The following is a 13,177-nucleotide window of genomic DNA, read 5'->3' as shown; positions in this document are numbered from 1 at the left end:
CAGGGTCGATCAGCATCCCGACGGCGACCTGGCCGATGGTGTGGCAGCGCAGCCGGACGCCGCGTAAGCATCCGGGGGCCGAAGACCGTCAGGAGAACGGCCAGGGCGCCGGAGGAGCTGTCGAGCCTGGACGGGGGCAGATTTGCGCGGTGAAAGTGCTGATCAGTAGGGGTGTTGGGCGAGGTTTGCGGCGTGTTGTTCCAGGGGGCGTCGCAGTAGTTTTCCGAGGGTGTTGCGTGGTAGTTCGTCGACGGGGATGAAGTGGGTGGGGCGTTTGTAGGGAGCGAGGTGGCGGATGCAGTGGGAGATCAGGGCGTGTTCGTCGAAGTCGGCGCCGGGGGTGTTTTGGATGAAGGCGGCGGGAGTCTGTCCTGTGGTGGGGCAGGGGGCGGGGACGACGGCGGCGTCGGTGACTGAGTCGAGGGTGCGCAGGACGTGTTCGATCTCGGCGGGGTAGACGTTCTGTCCTGCGCGCAGGATGAGGTCGTTGCGGCGGTTGACGATCCAGATATGTCCGGCGCTGTCTTGGTAGCCGAGGTCGCCGGTGTTGAGCCAGCCGTCGGTGATGGTCTGGGCGGTGGCGTCGGGCTGGTTCCAGTAGCCGCGCATGAGTCCGGGGCCGTGCAGGTGGAGGGTGGCTACCTCATAGGGTGCGGCTGTGGTGCCTTGGGGGGTCGTGATGCGTGCGGTGATGCCGGGCATCGGTGTGCCCGCACAGGTGGCGCCGGGCATGGCTGCGTCTTCTGGCGCGGCGTCTGGTGCCAGGGACAGGACGGGTCCTCCGCCTTCGGTGATGCCGAAGATGGTGCGGAGTTCGGCTCCGAGGGCCTGGCGTGCTTGGTGGGCGAGGTGAGGCGGGCAGGGTGCGCCGCCGTGTGTCACCAGGGTCAGGGAGGTCAGGTCGCTGTCGGGGAGCTGGCGGCTTTCGAGGAGCAGTTTCAGCATGGTCGGCACCACGAAGGTGTGGCCGATCTGCCAGGTCTCGACGGCCGTCAGGAATTCGTGCGGGGTGAACTGGTCCAGGACGCAGACCGGTGATGCGGTGGCGAGGTAGTTGACGGCGATGGTGATGCTGCCGTGGCACAGCGGGCTGGTATGCAGATACGTCGTCGTCGGCTGTTGTTCGACCTCGCTGCGCCAGGAGGTGGCCTGGGCCTGGAAGTAGTTGTGGTCGCAGATCACGCCTTTCGGGAAGCCGGTGGTGGCGGAGGTGTGCAGGATCATCACCGGGTCCGTGGGGCGGGCGCCGCCGGGGTGCGTGCGGGCTCCTTCCGGCAGGTTGGGGATGTCGTCGGCGGCCAGTAGAGGCAGTGCGGGGCGCAGGCGGGGCAGCCGGGCGAGGCCTCTGCCGTCGGCGACGGCGCAGTCAGGGGCGATGTCGCCCAGGATGCCGTCGATTTCGTGGTCGGTGAGTGCTGGATTGAGCGGCACCGCGATGGTTCCGGCCAGGGCGCAGGCGAAGACCGTTTCCAGGACTTCGACGCGGTTGGCGCTGAGCACGACGACGCGGCTGCCGGGTGTGGCGTGTGGATGCAGGGCGTGCGCCAGCGCGGTGGCATCCCGGTGCAGACGGCTCCAGGTGACGTCGCGGCGTGCGTCGCGCAGCGCGAGCGCGTGCGGGGTGTCCGCCTGCCGTTGGTGCAGCAGCTGCTGCAGCCACATCGTCAGTTCCCTTCTTCGAGGACAGTGCCGCCACCGGCACCGGTGGTGTCGGTGGCGCCGGTGTGCAGGAGCGCGGCGATGGCGGTGATGGAGTTGAGTCCGTGGGTCTCGTGGTGGGTGAGGGGGCGGCCTAGGAGGTCCTCGCAGCGGGCGATCAGCTGGATCGTGGCCAGGGAGTCGACGCCCGCATGGGCGAGGTTGTCGCTGTCGCTGATCAGGTCGGCCATCGCCGGTGGGCGCAGGCAGCCGCGCAGCAGGTGGCGGGCGTGGTCGAGTTGTTCGGTGGTGGGGGTCATGACATTTCTTTCCACAGTGTTCCGCTGGCCAGGCCGAACATGGCGCGGGGCTGGTCGTCGAGGGTGTCGTGGATGAGGGAGGCGGCGTCGGTGCCGGTGCAGGGCAGCAGGCGGTTGAGGCGGCTGCCGAAGCAGGCGTCGGTGAATTCGCGGGTGTCGGGGAAGTCCTGGCCGCCGGGGAAGCGGCGGGGAATGAACGCGAGGCCGACGTCGATGGGCTTCCACCGGCCGTCTTCGAACAGCTCGCACCAGGCGTGCTCGGTGCCGGTCACTCCGAGGAGGTAGCCGCGGCGGGCTCGTGCGGTCAGGCCGGCCGCGCGCAGCCGGTCGGTGATGAGGCGGCTGACGACGATGCAGTCGGCCATGCCTGCCTGCCATGCCTGCTGGTGGTTTAGGCGCAGTGGTTCGGCGACGCACTGGTAGATCACCCGGCGGGCGTGCAGATCGTCGAGCATCTGCAGGTAGATGTCGCGTGCCTGCGGATCGTGGACCTGGTGGTATGCGCCGGTGATGCGGACCGCTGCCTGGTGTCCGCGGGTGTCGAACTCCACGCCGCGCGGCGGCAGGCGCAGTCCGTCGGCGGGCAGAACGGCAATGCCTGGGGCAGTGAAGTCGGGTACACGCAGTCGGTAGCGGCCGCTGTCGGCCTCCGGCAGATGCACGGTGACCAGCCAGTCTTTGGCGTCCAGCCATTCACCGGACGGGTCGGCGGTGAAGGCGAGGAGGAAGCGCAGCGCCATCTCCAGGGTGGTGCGTTCGCTTGCCGACAGCAGTCCAACGTTGATCAGGTCGGCCCGCTCGAACAGCGGGCCGCGCACAGGGTCGACGAGGCACGGCAGACCACGTGCGGCGAGGCCGGCGACATGTTCGGGCAGGGTGCGCAACAAGGCTGCGGCCACCGCGGTGTCGGTGTCGTAGCGGGCGGCCCAGGCCGGGACCATGTGGAAGCGCTCCAGCGCCGCGGCCAGCGCGTCGAAGGGCACCGGCTCGTCCGCGGACGCCGGCACCTGTGCCAGTGCGCGCACCTGCGGGTCGGCAGACGCCCCAGCAGGAGTGTTGGCGGGGGTGGGGATGGCAGCCTCCGATGAGCTGAGGGGGCAGGCTCCAAGCCGACCTGCTGATGCATTTCGCCTGGCTGCCCTTTGAACGACACTCCTGCAGCTGCGTCACGGCCGCGCCCCGGCCGGAGCGGATGCGGCTGCACGATTGCTGTCAATCGGGCAGTGGGAGCGTGCGGTTTCACCACATGCACCCCTTTCGCGCTTGGTAGGCGATCTGTCACTCTTGGTGCATGGTGGATCGAGCGGGGGAAGCTGTGCCTGCGGGGCACGAGGCGGTGTTGCGGTGGGCGCGGGATACCGGCCTGGTCACCGGCGAGCACGAGGAGCGGCGCCTGGCCCGGATGCGGCTCACCATCCTGGCTAGTGGAGCGCTGCCTGGGGGTGATCTCGCGGATGTGGTGTTGACAGCTCAGTGGGCGGCGTTCATCTGCTGTCTGGATGACCACATCGACCGGCGCGACCTGGGCATGGCAGCCCGTGACCTCGAACAGCTCACCGCGCCCTTGCGCCGTGTCCTTGCGTCCGACGTGGACTTGCGCGAGGTGACCGGTCGGCACGCTCGGGTGCTTGCCGACCTGTTCGCGCGGACCGCCGCGGGGATGAGCGCCGCCTGGCGCCGGCGCCTGGTGCAGGACTACACCGACTTCCTGGATGCCACAGAGCAGGAGGTGACCATCCGCCAGAGCGCGACCCAGCTCACTACGGACGCCTACGTGCGGCTGCGGCGCCGCACGATCACCGTGCTGCCCATGCTCACGGTGCTGGAACGTACCGGGCATGCCCCGCTGCCCGAGGATCTGCCACCAGAGCTGGAGGCTGGCCTGGCGGCTCTGCGCCGGGCCGGAGCCGACATCGCCGGTTGGGTCAACGACCTGGCCTCCGCCTGCGACGACGCCACCGTCGGCCAGGACAACCTCGTCACCCTCATCGCCCGGGGAGACGGCTGCGACACGAGCACGGCACGCCGGCGAGTGAGCGCCAGGATCACCCAGCGCCAAAAGGACTTCCGCATCACCGCCGGCGAACTGCGCGAAACCTGCACACTGCCGCCGGATGAGGCGGCCGAGCTGGGGGCGTACGTGACCCAGGTGGAGCGCTACGTCACAGCCTCCCTTACCTGGATGGCCCGCACCAACCGCTACGCCGCCGATGCCACGCGTGTACGAGACCGCATGCAGTCCGGCGGATCTGCCCGTGACGACCAGCGGCGTTGTCACGTTGTTGGCTGTGTGACTGCCTGACGGCGCGTCGGGGCAGGGTGGGCCCGAGCGGGCCTCGTACGCGGTCGCGGACGGCGTCGGCGCCGGATTGCCGGCCGGTCAACGACGTGCTGGCGCATCGTCTCAACGGCCTTGCGACGCTTCTCCATGGACACTTTGAAATAACCCATGGTGGTATCTGCCGATTTGTGATCCATGAGATCACGCAGGGTGTTCAGTTCCGTGCCTGCGTCCGCGTGACGCTGGGCGTAAGTGTGGCGGAAGGCGTAGGCGAAGATGCGGCTGCGGTCGAACGGCAGGAGGTTGCCGTCCTTGTCCACGGTGTCGGTGAGCAGTTCCGGCAGGCCGTCGACCCAGCGCCGGAGCATCTTGGCGACGGTGTCGGAGTCGATGCACGCGTCGTAGCCGTGGCGTGCGGCTGGGAACAGGAAGGTCCTCGACCGGGCTGGGATCGTCAGGGTCCGGCGGATTGCGAGCCACTCCTGGATGGCGAAGGCCGTCTCCCTACCGATCTCCAGGCGGCGTCGGTTGCGGCGGGCCTTGTGGTTGTCCCAGATCAGGATGTACTCGTTGTCCTGCGCTTCGAGGCAGTCCATCCGGAGCCAGCGCACCTCCCAGGTGCGGCGGCCGGTGTCGCGCAGCAGGATGTAGACGGTGCGCAGCATGGCCTTGACCACGTCGGGCGCCATATCCGCGTAGGTGAAGCCGTCGCCGATCAGGTGGACGTGGGCATCGAGCTGAGCGCCACGTACTCCGGGATGGCCTTGCCGGCCATGTCCTCGGCCATGTCCTCGTACGGGATCTTGTGGTGCGGATGGCGGGCAAAGACAGAGGCGACGTGGTCGAGGATCTGAAGGCGCCGCCCGAAGTCGAGCAACTGGCAGAAATGGGCGAGGAGCTCGGCGCGGGAGCCGTAGGCGAGGGTGGCGGTGCCGTCCTGGCGTTTCCGGTCGCGGATCGCGGCGACGACCGCGTCCATGTCGGTGACCTTCAGTGCGCCGGGGTCATGCCCGCCGCCGGGCCGCGCGGACAGGGCCCGCGACGCGGACAAGCAGCCTTCGAAGGTGCGCCGGAAGTCGTCGTTGTCGGGGGTGGTCTCCTTGACCCAGTCGGCGAGCAGGCGGCGCAGCCACTCCTGGCGGATCTGTGTGACGTCCAGCCGGCGTGAAGACACGCGGACACCGGATCGTGTGCGGGAGCGCAGGCCCAGGTCGCCAAGTTCCCAGACCGGCCGCTCCAGCGGGTCGACGCCCCGGAAGCGGTCGAAAGCGCCCCGCACGACACGTACGACGTCGTTCCAGTGGGCCTCGCAGTTTCGGTCGAGGTATCCCAGGTCGCCGAGCTTGGTGTCCGTGAGCTCGGCGATGGAAGAGACGCCCTCCAGTCCCCGGACCATCAGCCGCATCGCGACAGGGCTGAGCGTCGGGCGCTGCTTGTCGCGTTCGGCCAGCGCGAAGAGAAGCTCGTGGCGGACCAGTTCGGGAAGCGGGACGAGCGAGAACTGGAAGCCGGTCAGCCAGGGCGGCTGTACGGCGGCCCATTCCTCCAGGCCCTCGTAGATCGTGCCCTCCATGCCGGCCTTGTTCCGGTGGCGGCGCCAGCGATCACGGTGGTACGCGCACAGCGGCACCCGGCCGTGGGCGCTGCCGGCGCAGGCTCCCACCAGGCACGGTGTGCCCGGCGGGAGCGGCTCGGCCTCGGCCTGGAGCCAGGTCTCCAGCGCAAGCGCCGTCTTCCCGCTGTTGCGATGGTAGCGCCATTTGACGTAGTGCGGGGTGCACGCGCCCCGCGACTGGGCCTCCAGGGCGCAGCGCACGCCGTCACGCTCGACCGAGCAACTCGCCCGCTCCCCAGGCAGGGAATGAACCAGGGTGCGGCGGCCGACGTCGACGAACTCCTCGCGGCTCAGCCCGCTTTCGAGGAACTGCTCGTAGCAGGACCGGCACAGGTGTCGTGTCGCGCGGACCGCGACGTGGCAGCCAGCGCTGTTGCACCGCCATATCGCGGTCTCGTCCTTGTCCGGATCGCCGGTGAACAGCCAGTTCGCCGCATCCCATTCGTCCGGGCGCCAGTCTTGTTCGGTGTTCTCGGTCAGCCAGGCCATCCACCCTGCGCGGTCGACGGGCAGCTTGGCAACGCGGGGCTCGGCCACGGCGGCCGCTATGTCGATGGTCATCGGGCCAGCTCCCGGCGTCGGGCGTCCGCCTTCTCGACCGCGGCCCGCCTCGATCCCTCGTCGACATGAACGTATGGGGCCATGGACGACTCGGACATGTGCCCGAGGAGGTCGGAGACCACCGACCGGTCGGTGCCCTGGCGGATCCACTCGGTGGCGGCGCTGTGACGGATCATGTGGGGCCGGGCGATCAGGTCCGCCCGCCGGGCGAGCCGGTCAAACAGTCCCTTGACTCCGGAGTACGTCATCGCCTGTCCGAGCGGTTCCCGGAAGAGGTTGACCAGGACCTGGTCGCTGAAGTCGGCCTGCGGGACCACCGAACGCTCGTGAAGGTAGTCGGCATAAGCGATGCCGAGGTCTGCGGTCACCGGGATGGCGCGCGGCTTCCGCGACTTCGCCCACGCGCCGTTGCTGTTCAAGCGGCGCCGTACGTGCACGTGCGGGCCTTTGACCTGGCAGCCGAAAGCCAGCGAGTCGGCCAGGAGGTGCATGTCCTCACGGCGCAGTCCGAGCGCCTCGCCGATCCTCATGCCGGTACACCACAGCAGGAGCACCAGGAAGCGGTCCCGCGCGTGCCGGGTCACGTCGATCAGGCGGGCGATCTGCTCGACCGTCAGCCACTCGATCCCCGAGTCGACGCCCCGGAGCTTGAGTATTCGCGTGCGGACCGTGCGGTGCTGGTCGTTCTCGCCCGGGTTGAAGCCCTTCGGTAGATACCGCAGGTAGCGGGGCTCGGTCAGCTGACCGGCGAGTTCAGGATCGACCCACTGCATGCGAACGCCGAAGCTCAGGAACTCGCAGACCGTGCCCACGATCGCATTCGCGGTGTTCTCGTCGCGGAATAGTTCCGGCCCGCCTCCCCCGCGGGCGCGCGATGGCAGCGGCTCCTCCACCAGCCAGTGCAGGAACCGCGCGAGCTGCCACACGGTGATCTGGGCCCATTCCAGGTGGTGGGACGTGCAGTACGTCAGGTACAGCGCCGCCCGCCCGGCGTAGGTCTTCTCCGTGTTGTAGGCCCTGCCGGCGTCTCGCAGACCTGCGAGGAACAGCGAGCCTTCACGGTGGAGGGCGTAGTCGTCAGCTCCGACGATCACCCACCCTGTCTTGTCCTGGGTCAGCGTCGCCCGCTCTGCGCGGAAGGACGTGACGAACGTGCCTGTGATGCCGAACACCCCTTGGATACCGTTGATCCGGCCAGTTCAGCATGCATGTGGCTGACGTGGCTGTTGGAAAGATCACGGTGAAGATAAAACCAAGAGTGAGGGAGGCTTCGTGGATGTCATCGCGAATCTCCCAGCGGATCCGTAGGCGGCTGTACTTGTCGTGGTTGTAGCCGCGGTCGGCCGACACCACGTCCGGGCGGCGGCGGAGCCGGCCACGTTTACCCCGGGACCTGCGGCATGGGAGCTGCCTCAGCAGCGGTGCCACCGGGATGCGGCTGGTCACCTTTGTCGATGCGTTTACGCAGGCAGGCGCGATGCTGGTGGCAGGTCTTCTCCACGGCCGGCCGCGAGGTTCTGGAGCAGGTGCCAACGGTCGGCGACTTCCACGGCGTCGGGCGCCGCTTCCTTGATCGCGCGAGTGTGGGCCGAGGCCCGGTTCGACTCGGGACCGGAGTTGCCAACTACCGGCTGACGTCATAGCTTCACGGAACTCCGGCCAGAGCCTTGAAATCAGCCAGAGCTGCTTCTCTTCCTCACATGTTCCGGTTTTGCACGATGTGGTGAGAGTGGGAAGTACGAGTACCTGTCTCTGAACGCTCTCTTATCTTGTTCGAGCCCTCGGGTAGGGTGACGCGACAGTTCGAAGGGGGAGAAAAATGAAGTGGCGTGCATTGCGATCAGTGGCCATGCTGGGTCTGGCAGGGGTACTCATCACGGGATGCAGCGATTCCGAAGGCGTGAATCGCTCGGGCCGGCCCTCGACCTCCCCCTCGTCGTCGAGTGAGCCGGTCTCGGCGAAGGCGCAGGCCGCTGAGAAGGTGAAGCTCACCGTTGAGGAGCGCATCTCGACGAATGAACGACAGTTCGGTTCTGGCACGAACTCGCCCTGCTCGACGTCGTCGCCTCAGATGTTCACTGCGAAGTGCAAGGCAGCAGCCTATGCCACATCCGAGGCTGCCAGCCTGGCCTTGCGCGAGATCAATGAGCGTCAAGGATTCGCGACGCTCGATTCCGTCGCCCGGAAGCTCCAAACCGCGGTACGTACGTACGAAGCCCTGCGATGCGCCACGGGTCCGACGGCAGCGGACACGCGCAAGGCATGCCTGGAGCCGGCTGCTGTCATCGCGCAGGGGTTTGCGGACCTACGGGGCGGGGCCAATTTGGGTCTGGCCGGTAAGTAGCCCTGGCTGCGAGGGGCCGCCAACCGTCAGGTCGGCGGCCCCTGGTGATCGGTGAGGGTCAGGCGCTGATGCCCCCGACCTGGCCTCGGCCGAACTCGAAGCCGACGCGGCCAGCCACGCTCCGAGGCGCTTCGCCTTCGACGAAGCCGAACTCGCTCTGCGCCAGGCCGATACACACCTCGCGCTGGTCCCGCACCGACCAGGCCCGCGGCCGCGCCGAGGCCTCCACGGTCGCCTGCTTCACTGGCACCTCCGGATGGGCCGCCGCCACCCTCCTGCTCGCCCAAGCCGAGGCATCCGACCAGCCTCCCGACGCCGCTCAGCGCGCCCTGGACGTCCTCGACCGGCTCCCGCCGAGCCGCCTGCGCGCAGGGCGGGCGGCGAGCAGGCCCTCCAGCCGCTGCAGCCGGGTGCGGGCGGTCGGGAGTTGGAACCGGCGCCGAGGGCGGAGGCCGGGAGGGCACGGATAGAGTCGGCCGGTGACCGAGCGCATCGTCCAGCCGTCCCTACCGACCCGACCTCAACTCCACGCTCTGCGTGACTTCGTTCACGGGCTGGCCACTCCGCTGGCTCGGTTGCCAGTCGGCTGCCTGGTGAGCCGGCTCATGCCGAGGACTCGGGTGTGGCCGATGCGGCCCGTGCCTGGAGCGCCCCGTACGACGTCACCAACGTCCGCTGCAAGCAGCTGTTCGCCGAACTCGACACTGGTCAGCCCGGCGCCGCTGCCGAGGCCGCCTCGCAGGCGCTTCTCGCGATCGTAGCCGCTTGGCGAGATGCGCCCAGTCTGCCCGCTGAGCTGCGAAAGCTGGCATCTGGTGCTGACCTGCGGCTCACCTGAACCTGCATACCGCCGAGGGGACGGCTCCGGAAGGCACGAGCCTGGGATGTTCGGGGCCGGTTCCAACATCGTGTGCATCCTCAGCGAAATCCACGGAGTCGAGAAAAGCAGAGGAGCTTGGCAAGTTTCGCACTGATGCCAGGACATGACGGACCATCACCATGGCATGCCCTCAAGAGGCGAGGGGGCGTCCGCCCCGGCGAATACCCTTCTCGCTGCGGATGCGGATACGGATACGGATACGGATGCGGATGCGGATGCGGGCGCGTTCGCGACGCTGTACGGCCAGGACGTCGGGTGGCGGGGTTCTGGTTGCGCCAGCGCAGACAGCGGTGCAACTGGCGGGTCTGGACGGTGTAGTTGGGGTGGTGGGAGGTGGCGAGGGGGAACTGTCGCAGCGGCCCGAAGTGTGCCTCGATCGGGTTGGCCCCAGGCGCGTTCGTCGGGGTGAACCACAGCTCGACCTTGTTCCTCGTCGCCCAGCGGCGCATACGCCCGTTCTCGTGGGTGGAGAGATTGTCCAGGATCACATAGACCGGGGCGCCGTCCGGGCGGGCCGCGCGGATGCTCTTGAGCGTGGCCCAGGGCGGGCCGATGCCCTTGCGGCGTCTGTTGACGCCGCACAGAGTGTCGTCGCCGACCGAGTAGCAGCCACGGAAGTAGCGGGTGCCGTGAGTGCGGTGACAGGTCGCCGGCAACCGGTCGGGCCTCTCCTGCTCAGCCCAGCAGGCCCCGGTGGTCGGGAGGATGCCCAGCGGCCGGAACTCGTCGAAGGCGAAGGTCCGGTCCGGGCGCTCGTGGAGCACGTACTTGATGCGGTCCAGCTTGGCGTCGAAGTCCGGGTCAGTGGACTCTTTCCACGTCTTGGTGCGTTGGAAGGTGATCCCGCGGCGGGCGAGCAGGCAGCGCAGGGCCTCGCGGCCGACAGGGCCTCGCGGCCGATCCGTATCGGGCGGGCGCGGTCGCGGCGCAGGTGATCGGCGAGTTTCCGAATGCTAGCCGGGTTCGGATTCGTCGTGGATGGTCAATGCTCCAGCGAGGTCGAGGTCGCCGTTAGTGCCGTGTGCCCCGGCGCGGACCAGCAGCACTGCGCCGAGCGCGGTGCTCCAGAACGTCCTGACCTCCACGTCGAGTGGCCGACGGGCCCTCCAGCCGCGACCGTCGATGAGCTGGCTCACGAAGCGCTCGGACTGCCGGAACAACAACTGAAGGTGCCGGTCGACCACGGGGCCGAGCTCGGGCTTGGAAATACCGGTTGCGAGTGCTCGCGCGACCGGTGGGAGCGAGGGCATGGCCAGTACGGCGCGGGCGATGTTGCGCCGAAATGTCGCCGCGTCGGGGGCTTGGCGACCGATGCGCTCAATCCGTCGGGTGTCGTGCAGCAAGCCAAGAAAGGCGGCGTGCACGAGCAGCGAGTCCTTGGAGCCGAAGTAGTAGGTGACCTGATTGGGGAAGACCTCGGCCGCTTTCGCGATCTCCGCGACGCTCACCTCGGCACCGGGCCGCTCCTTGCAGAGCCGGGCAGTGACCTCAATCAGGCGACGCCTCGTCGCGCGACCACGGTCGAGCGCCGGAGTCGACGTTGCTCGGGCTTCGGTTCGCTTCTTCTCCACCCGTGGATTGTATGTGATACAACAAGGTCATTCACTTGTATCGCATACAAGAAGGGTTGAGGCATGCACCAGACTGAAGTCGTCGTGACCGGACTCGGCGCGATCACACCACTCGGGGCAGACGTGGCGTCCACCTGGGACGCCCTGCTTGCCGGCGAGTCCGGCATCCGCGGCGGCGGCCTGCGCGGCCACGAGGACGTCGGCCTTCCCGACATCGTCGCGGGGACGATGGCGATCGACCCCGCCGAGTTGCTGCTGCCGGTGCAGGCCAGGCGGCTCGACCGCTCGCAGCAGGCGGCCTTCGCCGCAGCGGCCGAAGCCTGGGCCGATGCCGGTGCCCCGGAGGTGGACCCGGATCGGCTCGCATCGGCGATAGGCACGGGCATCGGTGGCGTACGGACGCTGTTGAGGGAAGACGACGTACTGGAGGCGGCCGGGACGCGGCGCGTCTCGCCACGCACGGTCCCGATGCTCATGCCCAACGCGGCGGCGGCGCTGATCAGCATCGAATACGGCGCACGGGCCGGGGTCTACACGCCCGTCTCGGCGTGCTCCTCCGGTGCCGAGGCGATCGCCCTGGGCGCCAGGCTCATCCGCGCCGGCGAGGCGGACGTGGTCATCGCGGGCGGTACCGAGGCCGCCATCACCCCGATCACCGTCGCCGGCTTCACCCAGGCACAAGCACTGTCGCGGCACACCGCCGAACCCGCGTCAGCGTCCCGGCCGTTCGCCGCGGACCGCAGCGGATTTGTCCTCAGTGAAGGCGCCGCTGTCATGGTGCTCGAAAGCGCCGAGCATGCCAACGCCCGGAGCGCGCGCGTCCACGCGGTGCTCGCGGGCGCCGGCATCGGCGCCGACGCTCACCACATCACGGCACCCGCTCCCGACGGCTCCGGTCAGATCTCCGCCATGCGGAAGGCCCTCGCGCAAGCCGGCTTGGCTCCCGAGCAGATCAGCCACATCAACGCCCACGCCACGGGAACTCCGGTCGGCGATGTCGCCGAGGCACACGCGATCGGAGTGGTTTTCGGGCGCGCCACCGTGACAGCGCCCAAGGCAGCGCTCGGCCACCTCTTTGGCGCCGCCGGCGCGATCGAGGCACTCATCGCCGTCCTCAGTGTGGAGCACGGCGTCATCCCGCCGACCCGCAACCTCACCACGGCCGGCGTCGATCCCGACATCGACCTCGATGTCGTCGCAGAGCGTCGCGACATCCCCCAGGAGGCCGTACTCAGCAACTCGTTCGGCTTCGGTGGACAGAACGTCTCACTTATCGTCACTGGCGTACGACACCAGGCGTCCCGTACAGCCTCGACCACGTCATGACGCGAGCGAACGCAGCCTAGATGAGTGAGTCCGATGTTTGTGCTGGTCGCGACCATGGCGAGGGGCGCCCGTTGGTCAGTGTGTGAAGACAAACCTGGACGCCCTTCCGGCGGCACTGTACGTGTTCATCGACGACCGTGTGGCGCCTTGTCGCCGGATCGGGCGGCCCCAGAAACTGACGGACGCCGACCAGCTGCGCCTGGCTGTTGCCCAGGCCTGCTTGGCTTTCCTTCGGCCCAGGACTGGTTCCGCTTCACACACGCCCACCTCGGGCACTCTTTCGCTACCTGGCCCAGCAGTCCGCCTACAACAAACACCTCAGCGCCGTCGGCCTACTGATCAGCCCGGTGGTCGAGGCTTGGCCCGACAAGTGCCCACCTGGGACGACGATCTGCGGCTGCTCGACTCCACCCCTGTTGCCGTGCGCGGCCTCCCGCGAGACGGTCAAACGCTCCGACCTGGCACCAAGCGTTCGTCACCGAGCGGCTCAGCGCCCACCTGGTACGGCCCGACCGCAAGGACGAGCCGGTCCGGCACGGCGCATCCGTATCGCCTTCTTCAGAAGCGGCAAGGCCGCCTTGAGGCGCTTGTGTACCCGGACTGCTGCGGAAGGTTCGGGAACATCGCGGCCAGGTGTGTGT

At 68.4% G+C, this 13,177-nt stretch carries 12 protein-coding genes and 2 pseudogenes; 5 read left to right on the top strand and 9 right to left on the bottom strand.

The genetic code is table 11. The features are described 5' to 3' along the window. Positions 1 to 162: 162 nt before the first annotated feature. The 3 genes from AB0G17_RS01805 to AB0G17_RS01795 are packed head-to-tail and all read right to left on the bottom strand — an operon-like array spanning position 163 to position 2,983. A complete protein-coding gene (locus AB0G17_RS01805) occupies positions 163 to 1,662 on the bottom strand; it encodes an AMP-binding protein (RefSeq protein WP_361374412.1) in 1,500 nt (499 codons plus the stop codon). Between the two features lie 2 nt (positions 1,663 to 1,664). After that, positions 1,665 to 1,958, bottom strand: coding sequence for an acyl carrier protein (locus tag AB0G17_RS01800; RefSeq protein ID WP_361374410.1), 294 nt, complete (start codon positions 1,956 to 1,958; stop codon positions 1,665 to 1,667). Then, positions 1,955 to 2,983 (bottom strand): transglutaminase domain-containing protein, encoded by a 1,029-nt coding sequence (locus AB0G17_RS01795; protein ID WP_361374408.1) that lies wholly within the window; start codon positions 2,981 to 2,983, stop codon positions 1,955 to 1,957. The genes AB0G17_RS01800 and AB0G17_RS01795 overlap by 4 nt, the downstream gene beginning before the upstream one ends. A 266-nt stretch (positions 2,984 to 3,249) precedes the next feature. On the opposite strand from AB0G17_RS01795, the gene AB0G17_RS01790 reads away from it, so the two are divergent. Beyond that, a complete protein-coding gene (locus AB0G17_RS01790; protein WP_361374406.1) occupies positions 3,250 to 4,260 on the top strand; it encodes a terpene synthase family protein in 1,011 nt (336 codons plus the stop codon). On the opposite strand, the gene AB0G17_RS01785 is transcribed toward AB0G17_RS01790, so the two are convergent. Genes AB0G17_RS01785 through AB0G17_RS01775 form a run of 3 tightly spaced genes read right to left on the bottom strand, consistent with a single transcriptional unit; the run spans position 4,233 to position 7,587 of the window. Further along, entirely contained in the window at positions 4,233 to 4,928 is a 696-nt protein-coding gene (locus AB0G17_RS01785) for a tyrosine-type recombinase/integrase (protein ID WP_361374404.1), read from the bottom strand. The genes AB0G17_RS01790 and AB0G17_RS01785 overlap by 28 nt on opposite strands. Positions 4,929 to 4,954: 26 nt before the next feature. Further along, positions 4,955 to 6,415, bottom strand: coding sequence for a hypothetical protein (locus AB0G17_RS01780; protein ID WP_361374402.1), 1,461 nt, complete (start codon positions 6,413 to 6,415; stop codon positions 4,955 to 4,957). After that, positions 6,412 to 7,587 carry a tyrosine-type recombinase/integrase gene (locus tag AB0G17_RS01775; protein WP_361374400.1) on the bottom strand — a complete coding sequence of 392 codons (1,176 nt, stop codon included), beginning with the start codon at positions 7,585 to 7,587 and terminating at the stop codon, positions 6,412 to 6,414. The genes AB0G17_RS01780 and AB0G17_RS01775 overlap by 4 nt, the downstream gene beginning before the upstream one ends. A 647-nt stretch (positions 7,588 to 8,234) precedes the next feature. On the opposite strand from AB0G17_RS01775, the gene AB0G17_RS01770 reads away from it, so the two are divergent. Then, on the top strand, positions 8,235 to 8,759 hold the full coding sequence (locus tag AB0G17_RS01770; protein WP_361374398.1) for a hypothetical protein: 525 nt from the start codon (positions 8,235 to 8,237) through the stop codon (positions 8,757 to 8,759). Between the two features lie 58 nt (positions 8,760 to 8,817). On the opposite strand, the gene AB0G17_RS01765 is transcribed toward AB0G17_RS01770, so the two are convergent. Further along, complete coding sequence (locus AB0G17_RS01765; protein ID WP_361374396.1) at positions 8,818 to 9,003, bottom strand: hypothetical protein; 186 nt, start codon at positions 9,001 to 9,003, stop codon at positions 8,818 to 8,820. A gap of 378 nt (positions 9,004 to 9,381) precedes the next feature. On the opposite strand from AB0G17_RS01765, the gene AB0G17_RS01760 reads away from it, so the two are divergent. Next, positions 9,382 to 9,597 (top strand): hypothetical protein, encoded by a 216-nt coding sequence (locus AB0G17_RS01760; RefSeq protein WP_361374394.1) that lies wholly within the window; start codon positions 9,382 to 9,384, stop codon positions 9,595 to 9,597. Positions 9,598 to 9,769: 172 nt separating this feature from the next. On the opposite strand, the pseudogene AB0G17_RS01755 reads toward AB0G17_RS01760, so the two are convergent. Beyond that, positions 9,770 to 10,594, bottom strand: a pseudogene (locus AB0G17_RS01755) (transposase); the annotation flags it as partial. Beyond that, entirely contained in the window at positions 10,593 to 11,210 is a 618-nt protein-coding gene (locus tag AB0G17_RS01750; RefSeq protein WP_361374392.1) for a TetR/AcrR family transcriptional regulator C-terminal domain-containing protein, read from the bottom strand. The pseudogene AB0G17_RS01755 and the gene AB0G17_RS01750, both read right to left, overlap by 2 nt. Before the next feature lie 63 nt (positions 11,211 to 11,273). On the opposite strand from AB0G17_RS01750, the gene AB0G17_RS01745 reads away from it, so the two are divergent. Both AB0G17_RS01745 and AB0G17_RS01740 read left to right on the top strand, forming a co-directional pair. Next, positions 11,274 to 12,536: a beta-ketoacyl-[acyl-carrier-protein] synthase family protein gene (locus tag AB0G17_RS01745; protein ID WP_361374390.1), complete on the top strand. Its 1,263-nt coding sequence runs from the start codon at positions 11,274 to 11,276 to the stop codon at positions 12,534 to 12,536. Positions 12,537 to 12,823: 287 nt separating this feature from the next. Then, positions 12,824 to 13,000 (top strand): annotated as a pseudogene (locus AB0G17_RS01740) (IS982 family transposase); the annotation flags it as partial. Positions 13,001 to 13,177: the final 177 nt, after the last annotated feature.

The organism is Streptomyces sp. NPDC023838 (assembly GCF_040639555.1).
GTDB lineage: Bacteria > Actinomycetota > Actinomycetes > Streptomycetales > Streptomycetaceae > Streptomyces.
The sequence above is the reverse complement of the archived record's forward strand: the minus strand, read 5'-3'. Positions and strand labels throughout refer to the sequence as shown.